Origin of the sequence: Pandoraea bronchicola (assembly GCF_902459805.1) — a bacterium.
Lineage (GTDB): Bacteria > Pseudomonadota > Gammaproteobacteria > Burkholderiales > Burkholderiaceae > Pandoraea > Pandoraea bronchicola.
This window is the reverse complement of the sequence record NZ_CABPST010000023.1, coordinates 1-15,316: the sequence shown is the minus strand read 5'-3', so window position 1 is coordinate 15,316 and position 15,316 is coordinate 1. Positions and strand designations below refer to the sequence as shown.

Here is a 15,316-nt window from a genome sequence, read left to right as displayed (position 1 = left end):
GCAGCGCGCCTTGACGGACGAAACCCCGAAGCCGGAAATTTCTACTTCTGATCGGTACTAATTCGGGTGTAGGGTCATAGACTTATTCAAATCAGTCCCGAAGCGGCATTAAAACAGGTGGCAGTCTTTGGTTCCTTGCCAAGAGACTATTTGGATTTCATCACGCAAGTAGGATTCGGAGAGTTGGGAGATTCTAGCTTTATGCTTTATGGAGGGTTGTTGGAGCCAGAAGAGGTGTTTGGCGAAGCCGATCCCCTGCTTGCTGGTCTGCTGCTGCTCGGAGATGACTTCCAAGGATTTAACGTGGCCTTTGATAAAAAAAATTGGAGCGTCGTAGAAATTGATCCTACAAATCTAAGTGCGACGCCCGTCGCAAATAATTTCGAAAACTTTATACGTTCCAGGATCACCTCAATCTAGCTAGTGTGAGTGTCAATTTCTCGCTAGCACCTAAGGCTGGTGAGGAAGGCGAGAGGGTATAAATCAATGCTTTCGATAAGGCCGATGTTGGTCACAGACCGTTTGCGTCGGTTTCGTACATTCGTTGACTTACATCCTCTGCTCAATAATGCTTCAATTGTTGGCGTGAATAAAACGCTCGTGAGACTAACGGAAATCTTTGGTTTGCTAAGTTTTCTCAAGGTTTTTTATAAAAATTTTGTGAGCGATGCGGACTGCGTGCGGCTTCATGGGCTGGATGTGAACGGCCCCAAAGACGTTGCCAGTGCAATTCGTGATCTCATCGTGCCGGAGTTTTATGCGTATTCAAAGGATGCTCAAGCTCGACTAACAAATCTGCTGCGTAAATTTGTTGCTGATTTTGGCCAATCAGGATGGCGATTGGTACACGAACAACTATACGTACACGATGGCGCGCTTCGACGGATATCGCACGCAATACACGGCGGTGAACGGTCTGACGACCGAAGCATACGACTGCGACAGCAATAACCGGTTGTCGCACGTTTCGCGCGATGGCGTGCTGCTCGACACGCGTTTCTACGATGGTGCGAACCGGGTGGTGCAGACGGGACCCGCAGTAGTATGTGACGGCGTTGAACGGTGCGGACGGGGGCAATGGCAGCGAGACGCGTCAGAGCATGTACGATCAGAACGGCCGGTTGCTGCATCAGACGGTGACGAAGTCAGATGGCGCGTCGAAGTACGAGGCCAACTACTCGCAGTACGACGGCGTGGGCAATGTGGTGAGTTAGTCACCAAGATATTTGGCCCAGTCATGCATCAACGTCGTGCGCCTCATGAACAAATCGCCACGAGCATACGCTGTTTCCGCCTTGTTTCTCAGAATATGGGCTAGAGCGGCTTCTGCGACTTCGCGAGGATATTGCGTCGTCTCGCCCACCCAGTCGCGGAAGGTTGAACGAAAACCATGGGCCGTGATATCGCTACGCCCCATTCGCTTTAGCAATTGAAGGAACACCATGTTGGACATTGGGTTGCCGTCACGCTGACCGGGGAAAACGAATTCTCCGGTCGAATCCGATTGCATGCGTTTCAGAATCTTTATCGCTTGAGCGGAGAGTGGGACACGATGCTCCTTTCCAGTCTTCATGCGGGATCCGGGAATGGTCCAGACGCGATTTTTGATATCGATTTCGTCCCACCGAGCGCCAATGGTCTCGTTCGTTCTTGTTGCCGTTAGGATTAGGAATTCAAGCGCAAGTGCAGCAATGCCGGCCTGCGAGCGAAGCACTTTCATGAATTCCGGCGCTTCGCTATAGGGAAGTGCGGGATGGTACTCCACCTTCTGAACCTTGGATCGCTTTGGCAGCAAGTGATCCAAGTGCCCCTTCCAGCGTGCGGGATTTTCGCCGCTGCGATATCCACTGACGGTAGCCCAGTCGAGAACTGATTCGATTCGTCCTCGAACGCGAGTCGCGGTTTCCGTCTTGGTCTTCCAGATCGGTTCGAAGACCTTCATGACCAATGTCGTATCGATGGACGAGATTGTGATCCCCTTGAAAACGGGCTCTGCGTACGTTTCCAATGTGCTTGTCCACTGCGCCGCGTGCTTTGCATTCTTCCAGCCCGCCTTGTGAGCATCAATGTACGCTTCGGCACACTCCATGAAGGTCTTGCTCTTTGTGCTGGCGACCTTACGTGAGACACGTTGTTGTTCCTTTTCGTCTAAAGGATCGCGTACGTCCAGCAACATCTTTCAACATTCAAGGGCACGCGTTCTGGCTTCGGCGAGACCGATGGTATGAAGAGGGCCCAAGCCCATACCTCGTGCCTTGCCGTCCCGCATATATCTGAACAGCCACGATTTGACTCCGGCTTTTGTAATCTGCAGATAGAGCCCGCCTCCGTCAGCGTACAGCCCTGGTTTGCCGTTGCGCGCGACGCCCTGAGTGCTCAGCCGATTGATGGTTCGCATTCTCCAACATACAAATCGACTATCAAAGTTATACAAGAATCAGGTAGTGTCGTCTAGACTTCCATGGACGATATTAATCTGTATATTATTGATTTGTAATGAAATTATTAATCTCTGTGGAATGCGATGGACTCCGACTTGTATTCCCCTCTCTCCGCCACGGATGTTTAAAAGCCCTTGGCTTCAAGGGCTTTTTTTATTTTTGTGGTTTTTGCCCATGTTTGTACGCATGTCTGAGTAAAGGCTAGTTTCTCGAGGGGAGGTGCGGGATGAAGCGAGGCAATGTTCATGTGCCGACTATCCATGAACTTCATCCGATGCACTTGCGGAGTCGGCTGCGGCGAATCATGGAATACGAATGCCACCATTCACCCCCTGATGGCACCTCTCACGTTGCTATGGCGACCAGATGACAAGCTTCCCATTGCGCTTTTCGGGGGAGGGGTGGCTCAGCGCTAGCGCTTCGATTTGCCCGTGGAAAAAAATATCGTGCTGTGGCTGCCAATGAACTTTTTCGTGCCTACTGGGGGCAATTGTGTAGTGGTCTAATCCTCCCCCGAACCCTCATTTAGGCGAAAACGTTCGCCATGAAGAGGTGTTTGATGACCAAATAACGCCGTTCGTTTTCCCCTGAGTTCACACGCAATACTACGGCGCTGGTTCTCGACCAGAACTACAGCCACATAGACGCATGCCGCTCTGTCGGCGTGGCCGAGTCCGTTTTGCGCCGGTGGGTTGAACAGCTCCAGCTTGAACGTCGGGGTGTTGCCCCTCAGCGCAGAGCCCTCGCGCCAGAGCCGCAGCGTATCCAGGAGCTCGAGGCGCGCATTGATCGTCTTGAGCGCGAGAAAGCCACTTTAAAAAAGCTACCGTGCTCTTAATGTCGGAAGGGACCGAACGTACGCGCTGATTGAGCAGTTAGGCAAAGCCGAGCCCGTAGCCCTGCTCTGTGCGTTGTTCGAGCGTCCCCGATCTTGCTTGTATGCCTATGACAGCGGCGCCGGCGTGTCGATCCGATGCGCATGGCGCAACGCAGTCGTGTGCGCGAGCTGTTCATCGAAAGCTGTAGCCCAGCGGGCAGTCGCAGCATCACGGGAATGATGCGTGAGCAAGGCATTGGGATCGGGCGTTTCAAGGTCAGTCGTTTCACGGCAACCCCCTCATTTTTTCAAGGGTAAAGTTCACCGAAAAAATAACATTCCAGGTGGTCCGGATTTCTCAAGGCAGATCAAACCGCTCTCGCAAGTTCCCAACGAAAAAATGCCAGTCAGCATTTAACTGACTGGCATTGCCCCGAAGGCTGGTTCTTTGCAAACAAAACACATGCCACATCAGAACGGCGCACTGACGGTCAGTCGCACCCCCTGCTGCAACCCACCCATCCCCGTCATCACGTTGTAGTCCAGCCCAAACGTAAACGGCTCCGTGCGGAATTTCGTACCCAGCCCAATCTGTACGCGATTACGCCCGAACGGCGTGCCCGGCACATAGTACGCAGGCCCGAACGAAGCCAGATCCGCATACGCCAGCCCCGCGTTGCTTTGCCCGTTGAAGTCATGCTGATACTCCACACGCGCAAACGGCAGGAACGTGCCCCACTTGGTCTTCTGCGCGTATTCCGCGCGCATGCCCAGCGTGCCGGACACTGTCGTCGCCGTCTGCTCGAAGTACGTCAGCGCATTGATGCCGGCACCCGATTCGCTGAACTGATCCAGCGTCGATTGCGACACCGACAGTCGGCCGTATGGCGAGATCAGCCACGTGCGATCACGATGCTCATAACCGGCCGAGACCGACGCGAACATCTGGCGGCCATTGCGCTTGCCGGTGGCGAAGTCGTTGGAGTCCGTCACCCAGCGGCGCGAGTCGAAGCTGAGCGTGCCGAAACCCGCCACACTATCCACGAACAACGACGGCTGCGGACGATAGCTGCCATACAGCGCCAAGCTGTAGCTGTCACCCGTGCTCTTGGTGCCGGCGTTGCCGATGTCGGTGGAGTCACGCCCGTAGCCGAAACCGGCGCCGACCGAGAACTGATCCGACATGCGATAGTCCGCACCGACCGTCACACCGCCCGTGGTGAAGCGGAAGCCCGAACGCATTGCCGCCGCGTTGGCAAAGCCGAAGTCCAGCGTACCCGCGCTCCAGAACGCGAGTCGCGAATCGGTGCTGTCAGCACCAGCGCCTACGGCATCAGCGCCCGGCAGGTCGGGGCCGGGGTCGACGTTGGACGGGTCGTCTTTGTTGGCCGTCGCATCTGAGTTGCGCTTGCCGCGCGCGAGCGAGCGGCCAGAGCCGTCACCGCGCAGGCAGGCATCACGCGCGGCGATGCCGACCACGTCCTGGCAGCGCGCCTGCGCATCTACTGCGCGCGCCGCCGGCAGGGCAACCCTCAGACCGTTGTCCGAGGGCGCACGGCCGGTGCCGTGCAGCGCTTCAAGACGGCGGTTGTAGTTGTCGATCTGCGTGGTGGCAAAACGCCGTGCTGCCTGGTTCTGCGCGTTGATCAGGCCCGCCACATCAGGATCGGCCGAGGGGTCCTTGCGCGCCGTCACGCTCACCTGCACGGTGGCAGGCGTGGACGTGGCGTAAGCATTGGTCAGCCTGTACGTCAGCACCGCCGGGCCGCTGTAGGTGCTCGATGGCGTGAAGTTCAGCATGTAGGTGGATGCGGCTGCCGCCAGGGGCTTCACGCCGGCCGGCGTCTGCACTGCCTTCTGCTCGATGCTGGCCGTGCCCGCGTTGGACGGCACTACCGACACCAGCACGGCGCCCGTGAACGGTCCGCCCGTGGCGCCTTCGGTCAGGTCCACGCTTACCGCCTGGCCAGACGCCGTCGTGACCTGCTTCTGCGCCACGGCAATCGGCACACCGTTGACGTTGACCGTCACCGGAATCGGCGCAGAGGTGCCCGCCGTGTTGATCAGCGCGTAGGTGAAGTTGACCGCGCCCGAGGTGGTCGGTGCTGGGGTATAGACAATGTCCAGACCGTTGACGACCGCCGAGCCGCTGGGCGGCGGACTGACGATGGCGATCGACAAGAACGGTCCGCCTGTCACATTGGCTGTCGCATGCACCGTGACGGGTGTGCTGGACAGCGTGGTCACCGTCACGGCCGGCGCGGTGCCGATCGCCTGGCCGACCACGATCGTGTAGCTGCGCGTGCCGCGGTACGGCGCACCAGTGCCGGTGCTGCTATCGGTGGCCTGCACGGTGAAGGTGCTGGTGCCCAATGCAGTGGGCGTGCCCGACAACACACCGGTGCTGGCGTTCAGGCTCAGGCCCGCCGGCAGCGTGCCGGTGGACACCGAGTACGTGTACGGCGCAGTGCCGCCCGTGGCGCTGAAAGTCTGGCTGTAGGCTGTGGTGACCTGGGCGGCCGTCACGGCCGCAGGGCTCACGGTCACTGTCGGCGCGCCGATGCTGACGCTATAGGCGCGGCTGGCCGCGAAGCCGTTGGCGTCGGTGGCCGTGACGGTGAAGCTGAATGTACCGCTCGCGGTGGGTGTGCCGGAGAGTACGCCGCTCGAACTCAGCGCCAGGCCTGCCGGCAATGCCCCTGCGGTGATTGCGTAGGTGTACGGCGCATTGCCGTTACTGGCGCTCACCGTCTGGCTGTAGGCCGTGGCGATGGCCGGGCTGGGCAGCGTAGCTGGCGCCACCGCAATGGTGGGCGCGGACACCGTCAGTGCGTATGTGCCGATCACCGCATACGGGCCGCTGCCGGTGCTGCTGTCGGTGGCCGTCACCGTAAAGTTGACCGTGCCGGCCGTAGTGGGCGTGCCCGACAGCGTGGCCGTACCGGCATTCCAGCTCAGGCCGGTCGGCATCGTGCCGGCGGAGACCGCCAGCGCATAGGTGTACGGGCCAACGCCGCCACTCGCACTGAAGTTGCGGCTATAGGCCGTGCCTGCCACTCCGTTGAGCGCGCCGGAGGCCGGCGTGATCGTCATCGTGGGCGATGCCACCGTCAGCGTATAGGCACGGCTGCCAGCATACGGTGAACCCGTGCCGGCGCTGCTGTCCTTGGCCGAAACGGTGAAGTTGAATATGCCGCCTGCCGTTGGTGTACCGGACAGCACGCCACCTGTGGTCAAGGCCATGCCTGCCGGCAGCGAGCCCGACGTGATGACATAACCGTAGGGCGCCGTACCGCCGCTGGCCGTGATGGTCTGGCTATAGGCCGTGGCAATGGTGGCACCGGGCAGCGTGGTCGGGCTCACCACGATTGTGGGAATGCCGACCGTCAGGCTGTACGTGCGTGCGCCGGTATAGCTGTTCGCGTCGGTGGCCGTGATGGTGAAGTTGAACGTGCCACCGGCCGTTGGCGTGCCCGACAAGCTTCCGCCGCTGGAGAGCGTCAGACCCGCAGGCAACGCGCCGCTCGTCACCGCGTAGCTATAGGGCGCGCTGCCACCACTGGCCGAGACCGTCTGGCTGTAGGCCGCGCCGACCGTCGCTGCGCTCAGCGTGGTGGGCGACACGCTGATGGTAGGTGCAGCGACGGTCAGTGTGTACGTGCCCGATGTGCTGTACGGCCCTGTGCCTGTGGAGCTGTCCGTACCAGTAATGGTGAAGTTGACGGTGCCCGTGCTGGTGGGCGTACCTGATAGCACGCCAGTGGCGCTATTAAACGACACCCCCGTGGGCAGCGTGCCAGAGTTGACACCAAGGCTGTAGTGGTAGGGCGCTGTACCGCCGCTGGTGCTGAACGTCTGGCTGTAAGCGACCCCAACTGAGGCGTTGAGGCTGCCCGATGCCGGTGTGATCGACAACGTGGGCGCATTCACAACAAACGAATACGCTCGACTCCCCGTGTACGGGCCTGCACCGCCGGAGCTGTCGGTAGCCGTTACCGTGAAATTGAATGCCCCCCCTGCGGTGGGCGTGCCCGAGAGCACGCCACCCGAGCTCAGCGTCATGCCCGAAGGCAGCGAACCTGACGTGACTGCGTACGTGTACGACGCCGTGCCGCCGCTAGCCGACACGGTCTGGCTATAGGACGTGGCCACCGTCGCCATGGGCAGCGAAGCAGGCGACAGGCTGATCGTCGGCGCATTGATGGTCAGCGTGAGTGTGCCGCTGGTGGCCGAGAATGGCCCCGAGCCCATGCTGCCGTCGGTGGCCTTGACGGTGAAGTTGAATGTGCCGCTCGCCGTGGGCGTGCCGGAGAGGGCTCCGGTGCTGGGGTCCAGGGTCAGGCCAGCCGGCAGCGCGCCCGAGGCGAGCGCGTAGGTGTACGGCGCGGCGCCGCCACTGGCCGCCGGGGCCAGCGTCTGGCTATACGCCATGCCCACCGTACCCGCTGCGGGCGACGACGGCGCATAGGTAACCGACGCATTTAATACGGTGACAGTGATGGTGGCTGGCGCCGACGTGCCGCCCGCATTGGTGCCCGTATAGGCAAACGTGTCGGTGCCCGAAAACGATGCGTTGGGCGTGTAGGTGATGCTCAAGCCCGAGGCAGTGGCCGTGCCGTGGGTAGCCGGCGTGGAGACGGCCAGGCTGTTCGGCGAACCCGTGAAGAACACCGGAACGGTGTTGTTAGTGCTGCCGTACGCAACAGTGGTGCTGGTTGGGCCAACGATGGGTGCCCCTATATAGGTGAACCGGTCAGCCGCGCTCGTGCTGCTGGTGCCAAAGGGCGTCGCGACCGAGACGTCGACCGCGTTGTTGCCGGACGGCGCCACTGCCGTGATTTGCGTGTCGCTGTCGATACTGAAGCTCGTGGCGCTCCTGGCGCCGAAATAGACCTCCACGGCGCCCGTGAAGCCGGTGCCGGTGATAGTGACGGGAATTCCGCCGCCTAACGGTCCAATGCTCGGGCTCACGGCCGTCACGACGGGCGGCGGCGGTATCGTGACGTTGACGATCACGAGGCTGTTGTACGGGGGGCAAGCGTTGATAAACGGGCAGCCGTACAGGGTGAATGTCCATGGCCCCCTCTGGCCGGCTGCGGGCGAGAACACCAGATAATCGTGCAGAAAAGTGTTCGCGTCGACATACAGAGACGAACCGTCCGGCGCAGCCACCGCAAAGGTATCGCCCTGGGAATCTGAAAAGATGCCGTTGGCCGCGCCTGTATCGCACGCGACGTATTCGGCAGCCGTCAGTTCCCGCATGAACGTGCCGTTGCCTTGGCGTTCTGAGGGCTGGATGTTCCAGTTGATGGAGCAACTCGCCCAGGCTGCCGAGGCGGACGCCCATAGCACCATCATCAGCATCAGCGCGCGCAGCCAGCGCCATGTGATGAGGCAACGCGCTCGCGCAGGCTGATGGTGCACGGTGCGGCCGTCTTCCCATGCCCCTGTCGCCGCACCCCGGCATCGGAACATCGACCATCCGGCAACCCCATGCCGGCCATACGGGCTGCTTTGTGTCAGCACACGCATTCTCTATCGTCCTACCCGCTGTATTGCGGGCTTTTCTTTTTTCGCGTTCTGGGAAATCAGGCCTGACCGCCATCAGGCCCCCCTCGTAATGAGGGAATGACGCGCGGACTAAGACATCTACAACCAATTGCATCCTGCATGACCATGCGACTGATTAAGCATAATCCTTGGCCCCCGTTGACCAGCGTGACATTTTTCCTTATTTGGACAGCCACACCGATGCCGACGAGATGTTAGGAAAAGCGTCACGTGCCGTCAATGCCAACTTTCGGTTTAATCGTTACTCGGCAATGATTTCAATATGTACTGCTGATCTCATGAATCTAACGGTACGTCGATCAGTGCAACATCCGTAAGCGCCCATTCATTTGGACGGCAACCGTCGATTCCATGCTCGAAAAGATCTCGCGTTGCAAAGTTATTTCTGGGAGCGAACACTAGGTTGCTTTGACGTTTCGAATTGGCGGAGGAGGCCGCGTGGCCTGGCAGGAGCGGCAGTTGACTCTGGCGAGAGGAATCCCGTGTGCGGATAGTTCGAGAGCGGAGACTGACCCGGAAGGATCATTGGCAGGTCCATCCACGATGGTGCGAATTATCAGCAAAAAAAATACACATCGGTGTTCTGGCTGTCGAAAAATCTGTTGGTAATCCAAATCAGAATTTAGCGCGGGAGCAGATGACGGTAGATATCCTTAAAACAGTCGTTTGATATAAGGACTGGGGAGGATTGAGAAGGGTCGAATACCGCCATCGCAATGCCGTCCCTTTCGACCCAATTCGCTGCCACGCCCCCTGCCATCACCTAAATCCCCCCGCCATAAAGATCAGAGACTCACCCTCGCGCAGTAACCCCAAAAATAGTAAACGCCCCACCCGCAATCCCTAGCCAGATAAGCCCCCCAGCCACCCCCAACCCAAGGTGAATAAGCCAATTGGTGGTTCGAATGGGCTGCCACTACCGTCGCGTTCTCAACTGACCTCCCAACGCACGGCAGATCTGGTGAAGGCCCATGCCGCGACATGGGGATATTGACTGCGCACTTCCCACCGATCGATAGCGCACCAAAAAAATTTCCGTAGAGCAAAGGAATCTTTCCGTCTGGAAAAGGTGATCGTCAAATTGGGGGCGATCGCGCGGCTAAGATTGTGCGCCTTTGCGGGAGTGTGGCGAGACGCAGCCACAGCGCACAGAAAACTCAAAATCACGATCAAGCCACCTCGAAGAACCTTCCAAATGACGTACGGAATATGCCGGCCTGGACTGCGCGCATGGCGGGTCGTGCACGCGCCACTATCGCTTTACCCGGTTCTCCGATCCCCATAGCCACGCCCAGACAGTGAAAACCGTTGATGCGAGATGCGCGCGATTGTCCTGACACGCGAGCCAACTCCCGTCCCAGTGAGACCTGCTTTGGGGTGATGCATTGATTCACGTTGTGGGCCTCAGGGCGACTGCCCTGAGGCTGCGCGCGGGCTTTGCCCACCGTTGCTGTCAAGCCCCAGGCGATGCACTTTTGCAAGTGTGTACGGAATTTCTAAGCGCCATGCCTATCGCCACTTCGCTTCCTTTTCGCCGCATCACCGTCGGCCTGCGTCCGTCTGCGGGCGTGTTGTTCATTGCCCTGAGCATGGGGACCGCGCTGGCGCAAACGCCGCCCGACGCGGGCGCGCTGCGTCAGCAGATTGAGCCGGACCTGCCGCCGGCGTTGCCGCGTCCGGTCGCCCCTGAGCGCTCCGTTGCTCCGCCGCCCATGCGGCGCCAGGGCGAGGCCACGGTGACGGTGACAGCGTTTCGCTTTGCTGGAAACACGAAGCTGAGCGAAGTGCAACTGGCGCCTGTGGTCGCGGGATATTTGAATCGTCCGTTGAGCTTTAACGAGTTGCAGGAGGCTGCAACAGCGGTGGCCGAGGCGTACCGCGCCGCAGGTTGGGTCGTGCGGGCCTATCTTCCCGCACAGGACATTCGCGGCGGCGTCGTGACCATTCAGGTTGTCGAAGGGGTATTTGGCGGCGTGCGTTTCGAGGGCGACGGTCCGAAGCGCGTGAGTCACGCACGCGTCGTCGACACTTTCACGACGCATCAGGCCGTCGGCGAGCCACTCAATACGGCGTCGCTGGACCGGGCGCTGCTCCTGGCCAACGACCTTCCGGGCGTTGCGTTGGTCGGGCGGCTGCAACCCGGCGCGCAGGAGCGCGAGACGGACCTCGCGCTGAATTTCGTGGAAACGCCGCTGGTCATTGGCAATGTCGCGACCGATAACCAGGGCGCACGTTCGACGGGGGCGGCGCGTCTCGTGGGCAATGCAAGCGTAAATAGTCCCGCCGGCATCGGGGATCAACTGCTGGCGACGGCCTTGCTCAGCGACGGCTATCGCTACTTCCGCACGGGCTACACGGTGCCGGTGGGCTACGACGGGTGGCGAGTCGGGGCGAATGCGTCGCGCCTTGACTACCGGCTGGTGACGGACGACTTCGAGGCGTTGCACGCCCGCGGCAATTCCAACACGGTGGGACTTGAGGCGTCCTACCCGATCGTCCGTGCCCGCGATCGCAATCTGTTCTTCCTCGCGAACTACGACTTCAAAACTTACGACAACGAAGCTAATCAGGTCACCACGAGCCGCTATTTCAATAACACGCTGAGCGCCGGGTTGAGCGGGAACCTGCTCGACGGTCTTGGCCGCGGCGGGGTGAACACGGCCAGCGTTGTGATGACGGGCGGAGATCTGAACCTGAGCCGCTCGCCCACGAAGGCGGCGGACGCACTGACGCTGCGCACCGAAGGGCAGTTCCTCAAGCTGCGTTATGCGCTGTCGCGCCAGCAGGTGCTCACGGACACGTTGACGGCATACGCGTCGTTCTCGGGCCAGATGGCGAGCAAGAATCTGGACTCGTCGGAGAAGTTCTATCTCGGCGGTCCGAGCGGCGTGCGAGCGTATCCGATCGGGGAGGGCAGCGGCAGCGAAGGGCAGATGCTCAATATGGAATTGCGCTGGCGCCTGCCGCATGGGGTGTCGCTGGTCGGCTTCTACGACTGGGGGCATGTGGCGGTCAATCGCAATAACAACTTCCCCGGCGCGTCGCCCGTCAACGACTACTCGCTCCAGGGGGCTGGCGTGGGTGTGCAGTGGCAGCCGGGGCGCGGGGTGAGCCTGAGCGCGACCTGGGCGCACCGCATCGGAGGCAATCCGAATGCGACCGCGTCGGGCACCGATCAGGACGGCTCTCTCATCAAGAATCGCGTATGGCTGGCGGCCAGCCTGTCGTTCTAAGTTTTCCGGAATTTGATCATGAACAAGATCTATCGCCTGATCTGGAGCGAACTCGTGCGCGCCTGGGTTGTTGTGGCCGAGACGTCCCGTGCCCGAGGCAAGGATAAAGGCAGTGTCGTTGCGCGCATCGGCGCCTTCCCTCTGCTGCGACGACGCTTCATCGCCAAGCCGCTGGTCGTCGCGCTCTCGGGCGCGATGGTGGTCCACGCAGCACCGCCAACGCCAACGCAATTGCCCACGGGCGGACAGGTTGCGGCCGGGCAGGCCACGATCAGCACGAACGGCAACACCATGAATGTGACGCAGACCTCGCAGAACGCGGTGGTCAATTGGCAGACGTTCAACGTGGGGAGTGCCGCCACGGTCAACTTCCAGCAGCCCTCGGCGAATGCGGCCATTCTGAACCGGGTGCTGGACAGCAATCCGAGCCAGATATACGGCAGTGTCAACGCGCCCGGCCAGGTGTTTTTCGTCAATCCGGCGGGCGTGTACTTCGGGGCGACGGCAAGCGTAAACGTTGGCAGCCTGGTGGCGACCACGCACGGCATTGCCGATAACGATTTCATGTCGGGTAACTACCGTTTCACGCGCAACGGTGCGACGGGCGGCGTGATCAACGACGGTCAGCTTCGGTCAGCGTTGGGCGGCTATATCGCGTTGCTCGCTCCCGAGGTGCGTAACCGAGGCGTGGTGGTGGCGCAGTTGGGCACGGTAGCGCTGGCAGCGGGTGAAACGTATCAGTTGCAGTTCGGAGGCAACCACACGCTTGCCGGCATTCAGGTGAGCCCGGCGACGATTGCTGCGCTGGTGGAGAACGGCAACGCAGTGCGCGCACCGGGCGGCCTCATCATCCTCTCGGCGCAGGCGGCGGACCGCTTGCAAGGTGGCGTGGTGCGCAACACCGGTTCGCTGGAGGCCACCGGCCTGACGAGCGACGGCGGCACGATTCAGTTGTCGGCGAGCGACACCATCCGGCAGAGCGGCACGATCAACGCGGATGCGGCGACGCAAAGCGCCGGCAAGGGCGGCACCGTGACGTTGATTGCCGATCTGGGCAATAGCGCGAGCCTGACGACGGTGGACGGCACCCTCAGTGCACGAGGCGGCAATCTCGGTGGCGACGGCGGCTTCGTGGAGACGTCGGCCTCAAACGTGAAGATTGCCGACAGCGCGATGATCGATACGCGCGCGCCGCGGGGGAAGACCGGAACGTGGCTGATCGACCCGAACGACTTCATGATTGCCGCCTCGGGCGGAGATATCACCGGCGCCGCGCTGAGTGCCCGGCTCGCGACGAGCGACGTGACCATCAGCTCCGATCAGGGAGGGGGGTACTACGGAAATCCGGGTGGCCGAATTTTCGTCAACGATCCGGTCCTGTGGACGGCAAACACGCTAACACTCAATGCGAAAGGCAACATCTATGTCAGCGCGGTGATGTCGGCAACCGGTTCGGCTTCGCTGGCGTTCAACCCGGGCACGCTGCAGGCGGGGTCGGCTACCACACCGGGGACGGTTGCCATGCAATTCACCACGGGGGGATCGGGGTTCGCGGGGCGCGTGGATTTTGACAGTACCGGGACGCTTTCTGTCGGTGGCAAGACTTACACGCAGATCCGTACTCAGTCGGATCTCCAGAACATGTCGCTGACCGGGTACTACTTCCTTGGGAGTGACCTGGCATTGAGTGGCGCGTTTACGCCGATCGGTCTCGTTGCCGGAAACACCGGGAGTTTCACGGGCATATTCGATGGGCTGGGACACCAGATCACCGGGCTTGAGATCAACTTGCCGGGCACCAACAATGTGGGGTTGTTTTCATCGATCAGCAGCAAGGCGGCGATTCCGGCCATCGTGCGCAACGTCGGCGTGGTACTGGGTAATGCCGGCGTAAGCGGGGATTGGAATGTCGGCGGCCTGGCGGGTTCGCTGGACGCCCTGAGCATGGTGATGAACAGCTATGTCAGTGGGACAGGGGCCGTGTCGGGTGCCTCCGACACTATCGGTGGACTGATTGGTAACGCGGGGAGTGTCGCATACAGCTACTCGACGGTCGCGGTCAATGCGCCTAACGCCACCCGGGTCGGCGGCCTGATCGGATACGGCATGCCAGGCAATACGTCGTACGGGGCAGGCTACGCGTATCTGTATGCCACAGGGGCCGTGACCGGTGCGAATAACGTGGGCGGTCTGTTCGGCGTGCTCGCGGGCACAGTGTTCACTGCTTACGCTGCCGGGGCTGTTGTCGGCGTGAATTACGTGGGCGGGCTGGCGGGTGCAACCCAGGGCGGGTCGAGCAAATCGTCCGGCCTCTACGACACTTATTCGACTAGCGCGGTAACCGGAAAATCGTATGTGGGCGGCCTGGTCGGTCAGGCGGATTCTCTCGGGATAACCGAAAGCTACTTCTCCGGAACCATTACGCAATTGAATGGGGGACTGGCCGACACTATCGGCTCAGTGGTCGGCTCCGGAACGGATGTCCGTCAGGTCGGGACGGGGTGGATCTTCGTGAATAGCGATAACCTGCCGAACGGTATGAAGGGGATCGGCTACAACGGGAACAGCTCGCCCATAGGAACCGGAATTTCGTCGGCCCAGATGTCGGATCCGACATTCTGGTCTTGGCGAAATGGGTTCAGCGTGAACAATATGGTGGCAGCCTCGTTTGGCATGCCATCCGATGCAAGCGTCAATAGTGGATTCCCGGTGCTTTGTGCATTCAGCGCTTGTCCCGCCTCGAGTTATCCGGATTACAAGCCGAATCCGTCATCGAGCAGCTCCGGGTCATCGAGCGGGTCGACATCATCGAGCGGTTCTGGGTCGTCGAGCGGGTCGACATCGTCAAGCGGTTCCGGGTCGTCGAGCGGGTCGACATCGTCAAGCGGTTCTGGGTCGTCGAGCGGGTCGACATCGTCAAGCGGTTCCGGGTCGTCGAGCGGGTCGACATCGTCAAGCGGTTCTGGGTCGTCGAGTGGGTCGACATCGTCAAGCGGTTCTGGGTCGTCGAGCGGGTCGACATCGTCAAGCGGTTCTGGGTCATCGAGTGGTTCGACGTCGTCGAGCAGTTCTGGGTCGTCAGGTGGGCCGGATTTGCCGCTCCCGCCGCCGCCGCCGCCGGCCCCTGCGCCCACGCCGACGCCAGCCCCGCCGCCGCTCATTCCGCCTTCGAGCGGTTCGTCCTCTGGCAACGGCGGTTCGTCGAGCAGCGGTTCGAGTGGCGGTAAGGATAACGAGTCGGGTTCTTCGTCAGG

8 protein-coding genes and 1 pseudogene are annotated in these 15,316 nt (G+C 60.8%); 6 read left to right on the top strand and 3 right to left on the bottom strand.

The window, feature by feature from the left end; translation table 11 throughout:
* Window positions 1–150: 150 nt before the first annotated feature.
* The 3 genes from PBR20603_RS23960 to PBR20603_RS24250 all read left to right on the top strand — a co-directional run bounded on the left by PBR20603_RS23960 (window position 151) and on the right by PBR20603_RS24250 (window position 1,214).
* Window positions 151–420 carry a hypothetical protein gene (locus tag PBR20603_RS23960; RefSeq protein WP_150561949.1) on the top strand — a complete coding sequence of 90 codons (270 nt, stop codon included), beginning with the start codon at window positions 151–153 and terminating at the stop codon, window positions 418–420.
* An 84-nt stretch (window positions 421–504) separates the two neighbouring features.
* Window positions 505–951: a hypothetical protein gene (locus tag PBR20603_RS23955; protein WP_150561948.1), complete on the top strand. Its 447-nt coding sequence runs from the start codon at window positions 505–507 to the stop codon at window positions 949–951.
* Between the two features lie 95 nt (window positions 952–1,046).
* On the top strand, window positions 1,047–1,214 hold the full coding sequence (locus PBR20603_RS24250) for a hypothetical protein (protein ID WP_174978046.1): 168 nt from the start codon (window positions 1,047–1,049) through the stop codon (window positions 1,212–1,214).
* On the opposite strand, the gene PBR20603_RS23950 is transcribed toward PBR20603_RS24250, so the two are convergent.
* Complete coding sequence (locus tag PBR20603_RS23950; protein ID WP_343041987.1) at window positions 1,211–2,176, bottom strand: tyrosine-type recombinase/integrase; 966 nt, start codon at window positions 2,174–2,176, stop codon at window positions 1,211–1,213. The two genes, PBR20603_RS24250 and PBR20603_RS23950, sit on opposite strands and share 4 nt — an antisense overlap.
* A 3-nt stretch (window positions 2,177–2,179) precedes the next feature.
* Window positions 2,180–2,398 carry an Arm DNA-binding domain-containing protein gene (locus PBR20603_RS24530; RefSeq protein WP_343041986.1) on the bottom strand — a complete coding sequence of 73 codons (219 nt, stop codon included), beginning with the start codon at window positions 2,396–2,398 and terminating at the stop codon, window positions 2,180–2,182.
* Between the two features lie 614 nt (window positions 2,399–3,012).
* On the opposite strand from PBR20603_RS24530, the pseudogene PBR20603_RS24435 reads away from it, so the two are divergent.
* A pseudogene (locus tag PBR20603_RS24435) lies at window positions 3,013–3,537 on the top strand (transposase); the annotation flags it as partial.
* A gap of 192 nt (window positions 3,538–3,729) precedes the next feature.
* Here the strand turns inward: PBR20603_RS24435 and PBR20603_RS23940 are convergent.
* On the bottom strand, window positions 3,730–8,790 hold the full coding sequence (locus tag PBR20603_RS23940; protein ID WP_150561947.1) for a putative Ig domain-containing protein: 5,061 nt from the start codon (window positions 8,788–8,790) through the stop codon (window positions 3,730–3,732).
* Between the two features lie 1,544 nt (window positions 8,791–10,334).
* Between PBR20603_RS23940 and PBR20603_RS23935 the strand changes: the two genes are divergently transcribed.
* The gene (locus PBR20603_RS23935) at window positions 10,335–12,062 is read left to right on the top strand and encodes a ShlB/FhaC/HecB family hemolysin secretion/activation protein (RefSeq protein WP_246174970.1); all 1,728 of its coding nucleotides are present in this window, start codon (window positions 10,335–10,337) and stop codon (window positions 12,060–12,062) included.
* An 18-nt stretch (window positions 12,063–12,080) separates the two neighbouring features.
* On the top strand, window positions 12,081–15,316 hold a 3,236-nt coding region (locus tag PBR20603_RS23930; protein ID WP_150561946.1), incomplete at its 3' end, for a two-partner secretion domain-containing protein.